Origin of the sequence: Pantoea sp. AG702 (genome assembly GCF_003182295.1) — a bacterium.
GTDB lineage: Bacteria > Pseudomonadota > Gammaproteobacteria > Enterobacterales > Enterobacteriaceae > Pantoea > Pantoea ananatis.
The window spans coordinates 220,777-236,446 of the sequence record NZ_QGTU01000004.1; the positions used below are offsets into that span (position 1 = coordinate 220,777).

A 15,670-nucleotide genomic window follows, 5' to 3' on the forward strand; every position below is an offset into this window, starting at 1 on the left:
GTGAGTCAAAGAGCCAGAGTGACAATAATTAAAAAGCCTCCCTTAGAAAAGAGGCTTTATTATATTTTATTCGAGCCACTCCGTATGGAACACACCTTCTTTATCGATGCGTTTATAAGTATGCGCACCAAAGAAGTCGCGTTGTGCCTGAATTAAATTAGCAGGCAGAACTGCTGAGCGATAGCTGTCATAATACGCAACTGCTGACGAGAAGGTTGGTGTCGGGATTCCGTTCTGAACGGCAAAAGCAACAACATCACGTAGTGCCTGTTGATATTCATCAGCAATTTTCTTGAAGTAAGGCGCTAAAAGTAAATTAGCAATATTCACATCCGCGGAATAAGCATCAGTAATTTTCTGAAGGAATTGAGCGCGGATAATACAACCTGCACGGAAAATTTTGGCAATTTCACCATACTGCAGATCCCAGTTATATTGATCTGATGCAGCCTTTAGTTGAGAGAAGCCTTGTGCATAAGAAACAATTTTACCCAAATACAAAGCTTGACGAACTTTTTCAATAAATTCAGCTTTATCTCCGGTGAAGTTTTTGGCTACTGGCCCACTTAAAACTTTAGAAGCAGCGACACGTTGAGATTTAAGAGAAGAAAGGTAACGAGCAAATACAGATTCTGTGATTAATGATAACGGCTCACCGAGGTCGAGAGAACTCTGGCTCGTCCACTTGCCTGTCCCCTTATTAGCTGCTTCATCTAAAATGACATCAACTAAATAATTACCATCTTCATCTTTTTTGGTGAAAATATCTTTAGTAATGTCTATGAGATAGCTGCTTAACTCACCATTATTCCATTCCGTAAAGGTATAGGCTAACTCTTCATTTGTTAAGTTAAGTGCACCTTTTAACAGAGAGTAGGCTTCTGCGATTAACTGCATATCACCATATTCAATGCCATTATGAACCATTTTAACGTAATGGCCTGCGCCATCAGAACCAATATAAGTCACACAGGCTTCACCATCTTCGGCACGCGCTGCGATTTTATTAAGAATAGGCGCAACAAGTTCGTAAGCTTCTTTTTGACCACCGGGCATAATCGAGGGACCTTTAAGCGCCCCCTCTTCTCCACCAGATACACCTGTACCAATAAAATTAAATCCTTTATCGGAGAGCTCTTTATTTCTACGAATAGTATCTTTATAGAAAGTATTGCCACCATCTATTAAAATATCACCTTTATCAAGATGTGGTGTCAGAGATGCAATAGTCTTATCAGTAGCTTCTCCAGCTTGCACCATTAATAAGATACGACGAGGCTTCTCAAGAGAATCGACGAAATCCTCAACAGAATAAAATGGAGCTAATTTTTTGCCTGGATTTTCAGCAATTACTTCATCAGTTTTTTCACGCGAACGATTGAAAACTGAAACAGTATAACCGCGGCTCTCAATATTGAGAGCCAAATTACGGCCCATGACAGCCATACCTACAACACCGATTTGTTGTTTGGACATTTTTTACTCCTTTCAGATTTATCGTTGCGACTCAATATGCATAAGCACAGATTAGCATATTCTCGTAGAAAAAAACGACTAAATTTAGTGTAGCACAGCACGCAAAAACTTTAGATTCAAATAACTGTTAAAAATTTAACCACTAATAGTATAATATTCAGAGATATCTTTATTTATCGATTCTGGATTAACCTCATAAATACCATCAGGATTTTTATTAATTATATAAATATCGTCGCCAATAGCAGATATATGCTGAAAAGGGGTATGACAATTATTATCAAATAATGAGCAGCCAATAAAATAATTTGCGTGATTTTTGATACCAAGCATGTTCAGAATCGTTGGGGTTAAAGAAAGACTATTTTTACCGGTACCATCTATTACAGTACGTTGCAAACCAGCGCCAATAATAATCAAGGGGATTTTATCCACAAAATAGTTTGTATCAACGTCAAAACTTTTTTTAAATTCTGGTGCAGGAAAAGAAGCATGATCAGCAGTAATAACTAATATCGTATCATTGTAATATTTAGACTTTTTAAAGTAATTAATAAACTCTCCAAGCTGATAATCATAATTATAAAATTTATTATAGATTTTATTGTTTCCATCTTTATAGCGTACATCTGGACTATCCATTCCGTGATGAGTTCCTGATGGATATACGCCAATAAAAAAAGGTGTGTCTGTGCTATAATTCTCAAGAAGTTGCTTTAAGGATTCAAAGACTTTTTTATCAGACATCCTGTCTCCCTGCTTCCATCCAAAATCTTCCATTCCATAAACTTTTCGAAAAGGCATCGATTTTAGCAAGGCATTAAGATTGCTATCGTTTTCTGTCGAAGCGAGGAAAAAAGTATTGAAATCATTTTCGTTTAGAATAGAGGGTAGAGAAATAAGCCTTCCGAAATAGTTTGTTTCTACCTCTTTATGACTGATCTGAAAAAAACCACCAACTTTATTATTTGTTCCATCTCTGTATTGATATGCGGATGTGAGCTGACCACGCAGCCCACGGAATGTAGCAGCAGTATGATTATAATAATTTTTTACTATAACGCCTTCATCATAGAGTTTATCGATATTTGGAGTAAGATGGAGATCTAAAGTGTTCTCACGATCAATAACACGTGAAGAAAAGCCTTCTGTAAAAATAATAATAACATTTTTAGGTTTACTTTCGATAAAACTAATATGATGCGAGCTCTCATAAACATTAAATTTTAAATACTTCTTTGCAATATCAGGGTAATTATATGATGGTTTGTAGGTTAATTGCTTATAAAAACCATGCAAAGCTGAAGAAAAATTAGAGATAGCACCATCAGTAAAGAACAATGGGATGAAGAGGATAATAAAATGAACTGAAAATTTTGTTTTTCGTGGAATCAAACAGGTCAATGAAACAAGACAATACGTAAATGTAACAAGAAGCGTTTCAATAAACTGAGATTGCCCTATCGCCCTGAACTCCGATAGATTATCCAACGTCAGTGTTGAAACAAAATCCCCAGTCGATCTCAAGGAGGACACCTGAAGACCCAATGTTAAGCCATAAAAAAGACTGATAACAACACGAACAGGGCTGCCTAAAGCTCTGCAGGCAAAACTAAATAAAAGAATTTCGAAATAAATATTTAATTCTACATCTGTATCAAGATTAATTTTGTTTAGTAATAGGTAAGTTAATATTATTAGACCAATGGAATGTAAAAATAAAAAAAATTTATTTTTATTCATTTTCTTTATATTATCTATAAAATTATTTTCTTTCGAAGTAAACTTTGGAATATTCTGCAACCATTCGCTCTTTAGTGAAAGTATCAAGAGTATGTTTTCTTGCCTGATTGCCTAATCTTTTTACTTCATCTGGATGATTGATTAAATACAGCATCTTTTCAGCAAGTTCTTCAGGTCCGTTTTTATAAAGCTGACCTGTAATGTTGTCGAGCACCACTTCTGGTATACCCTCAACGCCATGCGCAATAGAGGGTATTTGAAAAAGTGCAGCTTCAGTAAAAACTAAACCAAAAGCTTCCCACAGCGAAGGCTGGCAAAGTACATCAACGTCATTAAAAAAAACACTTTTGTCAGTAATCCATCCCGGCATCAAAATTTTATCTTCAAGATTGTAATTAGTAATTAATGTTTTGCACTCAGAAAAAAGTTCACCATTACCTGCCAATGTGAATCTAATGTTATTATTGACATGAAATTTATTAACGAGAAGGTTAACTGCTTCAATAAATTCTAATGGGTTTTTCTGTGTGTCCAGGCGGCCTAAAAATGCAAAATGCAAACCACATTCGTTATGAAAATATTTTGTCTCACATTGATAATCTTGGATACTTACGCCATTGTAAATTAAATGACTCTTAACTAAAGGATAGTATGATATGTATTTCTTATTAACGGTAATATTTACATCACCGAATAATGTAGAAAAGTTTTCTAATAAATAATAAAAAATACGTTTAGGTAATACTTCATATTTATGAAACGCCACCCCATGAACCGTATGAATTATTTTATTGATTCCCGCAAATTTTGCAGCTATTCGAGCTACAATTCCAGGTTTAGTTGAATTGGTGTGTACAATATCAAAATTGTATTTCTTAAAGACTTTGTAGAGCGCAATAAAACTTTTTAAATCATCCAGCCCAATATTTCTCTTTATTGAAGGAACAATGATTATTTCTACGCCAGCATTTCTGAACGACTCCACAAACTGTTCTGTTGGATTTTCGCCGCAAATAACATACTTTTCTAAACCACTTTTTTCTAAGCCACAAAGAATATCTAAAGAAATTTGTTGAACACCAGACATTTTTGGTATTACTTGAACATGAGCTATCTTCATCAATTATTCTCATTAACTCTTTTAAAAATTTTTCTAAGAATTGCTTTAATCGTCCTGATTCGATAGCTAACTTTGAAGGATAAACTTGCGCCACTTTTAAAACCCGTCGTTGTCACTGTCGCACTGTGCCTGCGATAGTGAATGAGTGGTTTATCGGTAAATTCGATTTTTCCATATAAAATAGCCGTTAAACCAATCCAAAGGTCATGACCGAGACTTTCAAAGGGAAATGGAAAGGCCTTTTCAACTAATTTTCTGTTAAATGACATACAGCAACCATGGAAAGAACTTTTAAATAATGTTCTAAAAAAACTCGAGCTCGGCTTTATGTATTTAAAATAAGAATCAGCAATTATTTTTTTTTGTTCATCAATAATTTTGCAATTGCAAACCACTAGTCTAGGTTCATTGGCTTTTAAGAACTCGATCGTATTCTCTATGCGCCCTTCAATCCAGATATCATCCTGATCTGACAAATAAATATAGTCACCTTTGGCATTTTTTAACGCATTTTGCACATTTAATGAAACTTTATAAAGTGTATCACGCTGATCATCGCGTTTACTTCTGTAATTTTGAAAAATTTTAATACGTTTATCTCCGATGCTATTAATTTTACTAATTGTCGAATCAGTAGAATTATCATCTGAGATAACTATTTCATCATTGATGTCTAGTTGAGCCAAGATACTCCTGACCTGTTCCTCAATAAATGCTTCACCATTGAACGTTGGGATGCAAACAGAAATCATTTTTGGCCTCGAACATAAAAGCGGGAAAAATAGAGAATAAATTGTCTTTCTTTCGTTCTCAAAGTAAGTTTGATCGCTCTATTCAAAACCATAAAAAAATAAATAGCATCATCAATAAAATTATTTCTATGGCAATTTCTTGCACACTTACAATAGATTTTGAATCTATTTAATAAAGAATTAGTATCAGGTTCATCATTGGAAAGATCCTGTATAACTAATAAAGGCATGACATAGAAACAGTCTACATTTCTTTTTAACTTTTCGATAAATTGAAAATCGCTAAAGTCTAGAAATACTTTTTCTACATATCCACCACATTGAATGGCAGATGATGTATTCAGCATCATGCCACTGTTAATAGGAGAATAGCGATCAAGTGGATAAATTCCCGGTTCAATTTCTTTTAGAACAAATCCCCGATGCAGTGAATATCTTAATGGTGAACATAGTTCACCTTTTGAAGTTTTAAGCCTTGGGGCAACTAGTTTAATATGCGGATTATTCTTTATAGCTTTAACGTATTCCACAACTGATTCTGGAGGGAATTTCGTGTCTTGATCGAGTAGTAATACATACTCATAATTAAGCTCTTTAGCTTTTGATAGTCCTTTATTATAAGCTGCGCTCACACCTGAATTAGAATAATCGGTGATATAATATACTTTCCTGCCACGATAGCTTTCTATTACTTCATTGTTGCCTTCGCGTGCAGGGGAATTGTCATATACAAAGAGCTCAGAAATTAATCCCTCTACATCAGAGTCAAGTATACTATTAATACTGTCTGAATGACTCAAGCCTATTTTATAAAGAACGACAATTGGGAGGAATTTTATGTCCATTTAAAATTGATATCCAGAAATAATTTGATTGTGATATAAGTTTAAAGAAAGAATACAAGCGCTGTATAAGATCACTAAAAGCTTTGCAAGATTCTTTTGCTGACATCTGTAAACGATCATTGGTAGTAATACTATTTCAGCCACGGCAAATATTTCACTCATTCTTATCGCAAAGGCTGGAATAGCTGAAAATAAAACTAAGCAAATGGGTGACAAAGCATATATTTTCAGAAACAAAACAAATCTTTCATCTCCGCTAAACTTTTTATAAGAAGCAAAAACAAAAATAAGAATAAATATACGGAGCAATTGCATTATCGAAAAAACGTTAACTGGTTGTATCATTCCCTGCTGCGTTTGATAATTATATATTCTCAACTTCTCCTGAATAACAGGCACAGGTAAATATCCTAGCAACTCAACGGGGTTAATTTTCCATAGTATCGAGAAATAGCAAAGCCCTATTGAACACAGAATAATATAAATGTATTTGCTACTGATTTTTTTACTATTAAATTTTAGTGCGATAAGCATTACAACCATAGAAAAATGAAAACAACAGGCTGCAATGATGTAATAAATGAACTTTCTTTTATTACCTTCCACCAAAAACTTTAGCGCAAAGAAGCCTATTGCCACTCCAACGCCAATTCTTATTTGTGTCATCTCATGTAAAAAATAAAAATTACTGTAATACACAAGTAATGACAAGAATATATAAGGTGAAAACTGCTTTATATATTTCACTTTATAAAAAAGCGCTGCGAAACAGAATACTATAAAAATCAATTCATATGAATTTGTCAATAAATATGAGACCCAACTCATCAAATAAAACGTTGGTTCTATAGTATAAGGCTCACCATCTATAATGTACTCGTAAATGCTTATATAGGTTTTATAATCTCGGTCGACATCAACACCACGAAAAGCCGCCAATATAAAAAGAGTGGTAATGAAAAAAAAATAAATTTTTTTATTTTGATTATTTAATAGACTAAATAATGCCAACCCAAAAAAAATACATAAATATATTGCCATTATCAACCTGCTAATGATTATCGAATTTTCTTTGGCCTTTACAGAATAGATATTTTGCCAGATAAAATCTTCGCCTGATGCCCCAGAAAACTTTCATCGGTTTTGCCAAAATTTTATTATATAGCCTGACATTAAAACCAACACTTTCAATTTGGTTTTTCTTAATATCAGCGCCCATTAACGTGAAGCATTTAATTTTATCTTCCACATTTTTACTGCTATTCTCTTTATAAGTCTTCCACCCGTGGTGTACGGCTCTTAGCGTACGTGGCGTTCGACAAGAATAGAGTTCTGGTCTGAGATATCGTATATGGTCAGGATAAAGCCCAAAACTATTTATTGACCAATCCCATCGATATAATGCTGCAGTAGTATCAACCGGAGAAATAAATAATTCGCCGATTTTTCGTTTCTCATCGTAAAGCGCTTTCTCTTGTGAAAGGATATTTTCAAAATACATATCGTTTTCAATATCAGCCCAGTCCAGCGACATTCCTAGCTTGCCAATACATTTGTATTGTTCCATATATTTCACCAGAACTGTAAGCCAGCACTCTTTATTTTCATTCAATGATGGGAATTCAATGTCACCATCAGTTAACAAAAAATAGTTTGAACTATGGCTGTCTTTTATTTTTTTCAGGTGCTCGTTAACACCCAAAACCCATAGATTGTTTTTGTTTTTGAGAGTTTTTATATTCTTGTATGCAGCATATTTGTCAAGCAGCGCATTTTGAATAGGTGAATTCGAACTGTTATCAATTACATAAATAAAATAAGGGTATAAGGTATTATTGATTATACTTTCAATACATAACTCAAGAAACTCATCATCATTCCTGGTCATGATTACTATCGGTAAGGCATTATCGTCCATATCGCGCTCTTAACTGGCTTTTGATTAGCCCTCTTAAATCGGGACTCAAAACTGCAAATAATAACGTACATGGGGCGCCTATTATTACAGTGAAAACACAACATTTAAAGAGTAAACTTATGACTCCCTCGACTGGAATGGGATAAACTTTTGCGTAAGATACAAATATGCAACAGAAAAAAACAGCAGTAATTGCTGGCACCCATGAGAGAAAGTAGTCTTTGAAAAACGTATTTAAATCTAACTTGAACCCGTACTTATATAAATAGTACGGCCTGACAATCATTATAATTAGTACATTTGAAAATATGGTGCCTATTATTACTCCATTAATCCCCATGTATTTAATTAAGATTAAAGAGATTATTAGGTTTGCCACACCTTCTATTAGTGGTAAGTGTATATCTGACATGTATCCATACGAAACCTTAAAAATATCAACTGCACTTCTGGATATCAGGAAAAAACAATTTACACTTATTAAAAGGACAGTTCCATTAGCGAGTAAAACTGACTTTCCTAGCCAAAGTGTTATGACATCATTGACCACAAAATAAAATACAATACTCACTACCGAAGCACATAAGAAAAAAAACACATTTACTTGAAGAAATTTTTTGTAAGTTGCTTCTCCCCCTTTATCATGTAAATAATTACCCAATGCCGTACTCAATGGTGCACTCACTGTCGTGATAAGAAACGATAACGCCTGGATAATCATGATATACGAGGAATAAGATGTTACATACTTCAGTCCTAGAAAAAATGAAACCAAAAGGTAGTCAGTATTAAAAATCAACACACCGGAAATTTTATGGATAAATGTTTTTTTCAGTTCTGTAAAAACTTCTTTTCTAAAAATTGTTGTTTCTTCTTTATTTTTTATGGGTTTTAAATGATATTGTTTTTTTACGATGCTTTTAAAGAGAAGTAATTGCAGGATATTAGAAGTTAATTCAATAATACTAAAAACGATTATCCCATACCCTAGTTTTAGAGACAGAATTTGAAGAGAAAAACTTATTACCCTTCCTAAACCATTGATAACTCTTACATAATGTAATTTTTGGTCGGCTGAAAGTAATATTGATTCCGAACTGTAGCTATAAGATAGCGTCGTTGCTAATACAAAAAGCACCCAAGGTATATAAAGCTCAAGATACTGTAACTTATCTTTGACTATTAATGGGAGGAAAAAGGCTATAGCGAAGCCAATTATCAATACAAGAAGCTGTATTTTTTTATAGAGATCTCGGATGGTTGAAATAATTATTGAAAGTTCCGTATTGTCTTTCTTGTGTAAAGGTTTAAATAAAAGATACGTTGATGCAGTCCCAAGTCCTAGTTCAGCTAAATTTATAAAGCCTAACAATTGGTTGATTAGCAAATAAAAACCTGTAAGTTCACTTCCTAACTCATCAAGAAATACTTTCCTCACAAAAAAAGTCATGACCATTATGAGCACTGAAAAGAAAAGCCCATATTTGAATGATTTTATTACGTTTTCTCTTCTCATTATATGCTCATTGAAAAAGCCAGTTTTTAACTGGCTTTTTGCTTCGCTATTATCAATCTTTTATAAAGTTAGTTATTAAATATTTCGCGAAATGACTTCGCTTTTTCGTCTTTTACAGAAAGTTTGTAATGACAATCAATTACCGGCCATTCTATGTTTAGATCTGTATCGTTATAAAGAATACTGTTTTCTGCTTCTGGATGATAATAATTTGTTGTTTTGTAAAGAAACTCAGCATGGTCACTCATTACGGCAAAACCGTGAGCAAAGCCTTCAGGAATCCAGAGCTGCCGTTTATTTTCAGCTGACAAGATAATGCCGAACCACTGCCCGAATGTTGTCGATCCTTTTCTGATATCAACAGCTACATCAAAAACTTCACCTGCAACACACCGCACCAGTTTTCCTTGAGCATAAGGAGCATTTTGAAAATGTAGGCCGCGGAGAACACCTTTCGTCGATTTTGAATGGTTATCCTGTACAAAGTTTATTTTTTTGCCTACAGCCTCTTCAAATGAGCGTTGATTAAAACTCTCAAAGAAAAAACCACGTTCATCACCAAACACTTTTGGCTCAACAATAAGTACATCTGGTAAGGATGTTGTTGCAATCTTCATCAATCAATTACCTTTGATCATATTAAGCAAATATTTACCATATTTGTTTTTTGCGAGTGGCTCAGCTAAATTTTTAACCTGTGCAGCATCAATAAATCCTTTTCTGTAAGCTATTTCTTCTGGGCAGGAAACTTTTAAACCCTGTCGCTCTTCAATAGTTTGAATGAAATTGCTGGCTTCAATTAAACTTTGATGAGTACCCGTATCAAGCCATGCAAACCCTCTTCCCATCATCGCTACAGATAATGTTCCTTTTTCAAGGTACAGTCGGTTGATATCGGTAATTTCCAACTCTCCACGTGAGGAGGGTTTAAGGTTTTTGGCCATCTGGACAACATCATTATCATAAAAATACAAACCTGTTACAGCATAGTTGCTCTTTGGCACCTCAGGCTTTTCTTCCAGACTAATGGCTTTACCGTTTTTATCAAACTCTATAACGCCATATCGCTCAGGATCATTAACATGATAAGCAAAAACTGTTGCACCACTCTCTTGTCCGATTGCCGTTTCCATTAATTTGGGTAAATCATGCCCATAAAAAATATTATCACCCAGAATCAAAGCACAGCTATCGCCACCAATAAATTCTTCCCCAAGTATAAACGCTTGTGCTAACCCATCCGGGCTGGGTTGGACTTTATACTCCAGTTTAATTCCCCATTGGCTCCCATCACCCAGAAGCTGTTCAAAACGAGGCGTATCTTGTGGCGTGCTAATAATTAATATATCGCGAATGCCCGCTAACATTAATGTTGAAAGTGGGTAATAAATCATCGGCTTGTCATAAATAGGTAAAAGTTGCTTACTGACAGCCATTGTGACCGGATACAGACGGGTACCTGATCCGCCCGCAAGAATAATTCCTTTACGCTTCGCCATTCATTTATCTCTTTAAGCAAAAATGCCTGTTACAGGCATTACTTTTTAACGTTCTGAGGTTAATATTTCCGTAAGCATACGCCTGACACCAACATGCCATTCAGGAAGTGTCAATTTAAAAACAGTTTGAAATAATGTATTTTCTAAACGTGAATTTTGAGGCCGTTTTGCAGGTGTTGGATATGCACTTGTAGGAACAGCATTAACTTTTTCAACCTTCAGTGGGATACCAAGCCGACGAGCTTCGTCAAATACATATGTAGCATATAGATACCAGTTCGTGGTACCACTAGCTGAAAGGTGATAAATACCTGCAACCTGGGGTTTTTCCAGTGCTACGCGCAATGCATGTGCTGTACAATCTGCCAGAAGCTCTGCACCTGTAGGTGCCCCGAACTGGTCGTCAATAACAGATAGCACACTTTTCTCTTTAGCCATTTCCAGCATTTTTTTGGCAAAGTTACTACCTTTTGCTGCATAGACCCAGCTTGTTCTAAAAATCAAATGCCTGGTACACTCAGATATCAGATTTTTTTCACCTAGAAGCTTACTTTTACCATAGGTATTTACAGGTTCGGCAATATCCGACTCAGACCATGGCTTTTCACCTAGACCCGAAAACACATAGTCTGTTGAATAGTGCACTACCCATGCTTTGAGCTTCTGCGCTTCTCTTGCTATTACTTCTATACTCTGGGCGTTTAAAAGATAAGCCTCTTCTTTTTGAGATTCAGCTTTATCCACTGCAGTGTAAGCAGCAGCATTGACGATTATAGCGGGCTTTATTTGACGAATGGTCTCAGCAATTTTGTCAAGTTTACTTAAATCCCCACAATAATCTTCAGCATGCCGGTCGAGCGCAATTACATTGCCGAGTGGTGCTAATGAACGTTGCAGTTCCCATCCAAGCTGACCTGACTTACCAAAAAGCAGGATGTTCATTACTGACGTTCTCCATAATTTTCATCAATCCAGCTTTTATAGGCACCGCTTTTGACATTTTCAATCCAAAGACTATTTGTCAAATACCAGTTGACCGTTTTTCTAATACCACTCTCGAATGTTTCTTGCGGCTTCCAGCCCAGTTCTCTAGCAATTTTAGTAGAATCAATAGCATAACGACGGTCATGTCCGGGCCGGTCTTTTACATAAGTAATTTGTTCACGGTAGGAAACATCTTTAGGCACTATTTCATCTAATAAATCACAAATAGTTAGCACCACATCGAGATTTTTTTTCTCATTATGACCACCAATATTGTAGGTTTCTCCAATTTTTCCGGTTGTGACAACCGTGTAGAGTGCCCTTGCGTGATCTTCAACATACAGCCAGTCACGAATCTGATCACCTTTGCCATAAACAGGTAATGATTTACCTTCAAGCGCATTAAGTATGACAAGAGGGATGAGTTTTTCTGGGAAATGATAGGGACCGTAATTGTTTGAACAATTTGTAATGAGCGAGGGCAAACCATAGGTACGTGACCATGCTCTGACTAAGTGATCGCTGGATGCTTTTGATGCAGAGTAAGGGCTGCTTGGCGCATAAGAAGTGTCTTCTGTAAATAAAGACAGCGATGACGACTCTTCTACTTCATCTGGATGAGGCAGGTCACCATACACTTCATCCGTTGAAATATGGTGAAAGCGAAAAGCATTTTTCTTCGACTCATCAAGCTTGAGCCAATATTGACGTGTTGCTTCCAGTAAAGTGTATGTACCTACAATATTGGTTTCTATGAATGCTGCAGGTCCAGATATTGAACGATCAACATGACTCTCTGCAGCCAAGTGCATAATTGCATCGGGTTGATGACGTTCCAGTACAGAAGCTATTTGGCCTGAATTACAGATGTTTGCATGTTCAAAGCTGTAACGTTCACTGTTCTCAACATCTTTAAGTGACTCAAGATTACCTGCGTAGGTCAGTGCGTCAACGTTTACAACGCTATCTTTCGTATTTTCGATTATATGACGAACTACCGCGGATCCAATAAAACCTGCACCACCAGTCACTAAAATTTTCACAATTGCTGTCCAGAATAGTATTTCACATTTCGCATTCAAACCCGACGCCGGAACGGGAGAGTCATAATGCAATTCAATTTGGGTGTAAAATTTACCTTTGCTTCAGCACGCACTGATGCAACCAGCCAGAATAAACGCAGCGTCAGAATTTATCCGCCAACGCTTCGTTTTCATTCTGATTTGAGAGCTTAATTGAGTTTATTCTATGAAACCTTGCTGACTTATTGATGGCCGCATTAAAGGTGAAGAACAGACCAATGAATGCCAGCAATTGCCAACAATCACCTATTCCCATGCTTTCCGATACAATCCCAATCATTGCAAGCATAGTGGCACAGGAGACCATGACAGTAAGTGCACCACGGCCGGTCAGACCTCCTCTCATCAACAAATGGTGAAGGTGCTCTCTGTCAGGCCTGAAAGGGCTGCAACCACGTCGGATACGTGAACTCATTACTCGGACCATGTCCATCAAAGGAACCGCTATTAGCCAGAGCGCTGTTACAGGCCGCATCACTGCCTCACTTCCCTGAGTCGCGATCATAAGTAACCAAATTACTGTAAATCCAATAAGTGTACTTCCTGCATCCCCCATGAAGACTTTAAATTTCTTACCCCATGGAATACCTAGATTCAATAAAATATAAGGCAGGCAGGCCGCCATCAGGCATGTGCACCATAATGCAAGCTTAGGATTACCTCCCAGTTCAAAGACGATACCAAGCGCGCCAAATGTCACACATGACAAAGCTCCTAACAGGCCATCAATACCATCAACCATGTTAAACGCATTAATGGCCCCGATGACGGCAAAGAGTGTAAATGCATAACCAAACATACCCAGCACTAACTGAAATCCAAATAAAATATTACCGAGTGAGTACAGGTAGTAGCCATTCCACATCATGATGCACGCCATCAAAGCCTGAATCAGTATACGAGGAATAACAGGCAGATCGAAACGGTCGTCAATCACACCAACAGTTAACAGCACGGTGGCACAGAACATATAAATGGTAAAGTCAGGTAGCCAGCCAGGCTGCATGACATAAAGTATCCATAGTGATAAGTAGACCGAAACGCCGCCAACTAAGGGAATGTGTCCTTTATGCTGCTTTCGGTCGTTAGGCTTATCGACCAGTCCGACCTTGCGAGCGACCTTGCGCGCAATGAAGAGCAACGCAAATGCACTTAGAAAAACACAAACGATCTCTTGCATGTATGCACCACTGCTAAGTTGTCATATTTTAACCACGCTACCGCCCCTGGCTATCGCAACCACCTGCGTAAACGTAGCTTTAGCCATCGTTAAGCATAGACTGCATTACATAATGGCGTTGTCTTGCCGGGTTAATAATTTCGGAACCCGGGCTAACTGATAAAAAACCTTACGATTCTCGTACTATCCTGGCTTCTAGACAAGGTTTAAAAGGCCACTTTTTGACAATTTTGTAATTACTCCCGCTCCGAGGTTACAAATTTGTGCATTTAATCTACAAAGTTGCTTTTTCAGTTATAAAGTGAGTGAAACGTGAAACCCGTAGCCCATTGATTAAATGTATAGATAACGTCCAATCATCATAAATTTTCACTTAACTTTATGTGATTATTTTTTAGACAAATATCATTCAGACAGATGTTACTTTGGGGGCACAAAAAAACCCCATATTTTCAATTGCTTCTTCAGCGATTGAACGATACGAGGCTTTTTTTGGTAATCGTTCGGTTTTTAACGAAACCCTTCCGGATTCTTCGACTGCCAGTTCCACGTATCGCGCATCATCGCATCGATACCACGCGAAACCCGCCAGTCCAGTTCCTGGTTGGCCAGCGACGCATCCGCCCAGAATGCCGGAAGATCACCGTCACGACGCGGCTTGATTTCAAACGGAATGGGCTTGCCTGAGGCTTGCTCAAACGCCTTGATCATTTCCAGCACAGAGAAGCCTTTCCCACCACCCAGGTTATAGGCTTTATAGCCTTCAATTTTATCGAGGTGGTCCAGCGCTTTCAAGTGGCCTTCAGCAAGGTCAACGACATGGATGTAGTCACGCAGACAGGTGCCGTCTGGCGTATCGTAGTCACCACCAAACACGCCGAGTTTATCCAGACGACCTATAGCGACCTGGGCAATGTAAGGCAGCAGATTGTTAGGGATACCGGTTGGGTCTTCGCCAATCTCGCCCGACTCATGCGCACCGACCGGGTTAAAATAACGCAGCGCAATGGTTTTGAACTTCGGCTCAGCTTTGGCGAAATCCCGAATGATAAATTCGACCATTAGCTTAGAGGTGCCATATGGGCTGGTTGTGCCGCCAATCGGTGTGGTTTCCACGTAAGGCACCGGGGCATTGGCACCATAAACGGTAGCGGAAGAACTAAAAATGAAGTTCCAGACGCCCGCGTTGCGCATCTCTTCAAGCAGTACGACCGTACCGGATACGTTATTTTCGTAGTATTCCAGAGGCATACGCGTGGATTCACCCACCGCTTTAAGAGCGGCGAAGTGAATCACGGCAGAAATGCTGTGGGAGGCAAACAGGTCACGCAGGCAGGCGCGGTCAAGAACGTCGCCTTCGATAAACGTTGCTTTCTTGCCGGCGAGTTTCTCAACCCGATTGATGGCCTCACGCGAGGCATTGCACAGATTATCCAGTACCACCACATCATCACCGCGCTCAAGCAGTGCCAGCACTGTGTGGGAGCCGATATAACCTGCCCCGCCCGTTACCAAAATAGCCATCTCTTCTCCCTTTCTGCCGCGTTAGCCGCGG

14 protein-coding genes are annotated in these 15,670 nt (G+C 37.6%); all 14 read right to left on the reverse strand.

Going from position 1 to position 15,670, the window contains the following annotated elements:
* Positions 1 to 66 precede the first annotated feature (66 nt).
* Positions 67 to 1,476 (reverse strand): NADP-dependent phosphogluconate dehydrogenase, encoded by a 1,410-nt coding sequence (gene gndA, locus DFO57_RS13360; protein ID WP_064374036.1) that lies wholly within the window; start codon positions 1,474 to 1,476, stop codon positions 67 to 69.
* Between the two features lie 135 nt (positions 1,477 to 1,611).
* On the reverse strand, positions 1,612 to 3,279 hold the full coding sequence (locus DFO57_RS13365) for an LTA synthase family protein (protein ID WP_146206688.1): 1,668 nt from the start codon (positions 3,277 to 3,279) through the stop codon (positions 1,612 to 1,614).
* Entirely contained in the window at positions 3,242 to 4,339 is a 1,098-nt protein-coding gene (locus DFO57_RS13370) for a glycosyltransferase family 4 protein (RefSeq protein WP_064374040.1), read from the reverse strand. Before DFO57_RS13370 ends, DFO57_RS13365 begins: the two co-directional genes overlap by 38 nt.
* On the reverse strand, positions 4,339 to 5,091 hold the full coding sequence (locus DFO57_RS13375) for a glycosyltransferase (RefSeq protein ID WP_078828791.1): 753 nt from the start codon (positions 5,089 to 5,091) through the stop codon (positions 4,339 to 4,341). The genes DFO57_RS13370 and DFO57_RS13375 overlap by 1 nt, the downstream gene beginning before the upstream one ends.
* Positions 5,088 to 5,936: a glycosyltransferase gene (locus tag DFO57_RS13380; RefSeq protein WP_064374044.1), complete on the reverse strand. Its 849-nt coding sequence runs from the start codon at positions 5,934 to 5,936 to the stop codon at positions 5,088 to 5,090. The genes DFO57_RS13375 and DFO57_RS13380 overlap by 4 nt, the downstream gene beginning before the upstream one ends.
* Positions 5,937 to 6,977, reverse strand: coding sequence for an EpsG family protein (locus tag DFO57_RS13385; protein ID WP_064374045.1), 1,041 nt, complete (start codon positions 6,975 to 6,977; stop codon positions 5,937 to 5,939).
* 10 nt (positions 6,978 to 6,987) lie between these two features.
* On the reverse strand, positions 6,988 to 7,854 hold the full coding sequence (locus DFO57_RS13390) for a glycosyltransferase family 2 protein (protein WP_064374047.1): 867 nt from the start codon (positions 7,852 to 7,854) through the stop codon (positions 6,988 to 6,990).
* Positions 7,844 to 9,370, reverse strand: coding sequence for a lipopolysaccharide biosynthesis protein (locus DFO57_RS13395; protein WP_064374048.1), 1,527 nt, complete (start codon positions 9,368 to 9,370; stop codon positions 7,844 to 7,846). Before DFO57_RS13395 ends, DFO57_RS13390 begins: the two co-directional genes overlap by 11 nt.
* A gap of 68 nt (positions 9,371 to 9,438) precedes the next feature.
* Complete coding sequence (gene rfbC / locus DFO57_RS13400; RefSeq protein ID WP_064374050.1) at positions 9,439 to 9,987, reverse strand: dTDP-4-dehydrorhamnose 3,5-epimerase; 549 nt, start codon at positions 9,985 to 9,987, stop codon at positions 9,439 to 9,441.
* A gap of 3 nt (positions 9,988 to 9,990) precedes the next feature.
* Complete coding sequence (gene rfbA, locus DFO57_RS13405) at positions 9,991 to 10,869, reverse strand: glucose-1-phosphate thymidylyltransferase RfbA (protein ID WP_064374051.1); 879 nt, start codon at positions 10,867 to 10,869, stop codon at positions 9,991 to 9,993.
* A 45-nt stretch (positions 10,870 to 10,914) separates the two neighbouring features.
* Positions 10,915 to 11,811 carry a dTDP-4-dehydrorhamnose reductase gene (gene rfbD, locus DFO57_RS13410; RefSeq protein WP_064374053.1) on the reverse strand — a complete coding sequence of 299 codons (897 nt, stop codon included), beginning with the start codon at positions 11,809 to 11,811 and terminating at the stop codon, positions 10,915 to 10,917.
* Entirely contained in the window at positions 11,811 to 12,896 is a 1,086-nt protein-coding gene (rfbB, locus tag DFO57_RS13415; RefSeq protein ID WP_064374055.1) for a dTDP-glucose 4,6-dehydratase, read from the reverse strand. The genes rfbD and rfbB overlap by 1 nt, the downstream gene beginning before the upstream one ends.
* 142 nt (positions 12,897 to 13,038) lie before the next feature.
* Positions 13,039 to 14,115, reverse strand: coding sequence for a UDP-N-acetylglucosamine--undecaprenyl-phosphate N-acetylglucosaminephosphotransferase (wecA, locus tag DFO57_RS13420; protein WP_064374057.1), 1,077 nt, complete (start codon positions 14,113 to 14,115; stop codon positions 13,039 to 13,041).
* 510 nt (positions 14,116 to 14,625) lie between these two features.
* Positions 14,626 to 15,639 (reverse strand): UDP-glucose 4-epimerase GalE, encoded by a 1,014-nt coding sequence (galE, locus tag DFO57_RS13425; RefSeq protein ID WP_022623396.1) that lies wholly within the window; start codon positions 15,637 to 15,639, stop codon positions 14,626 to 14,628.
* Positions 15,640 to 15,670: the final 31 nt, after the last annotated feature.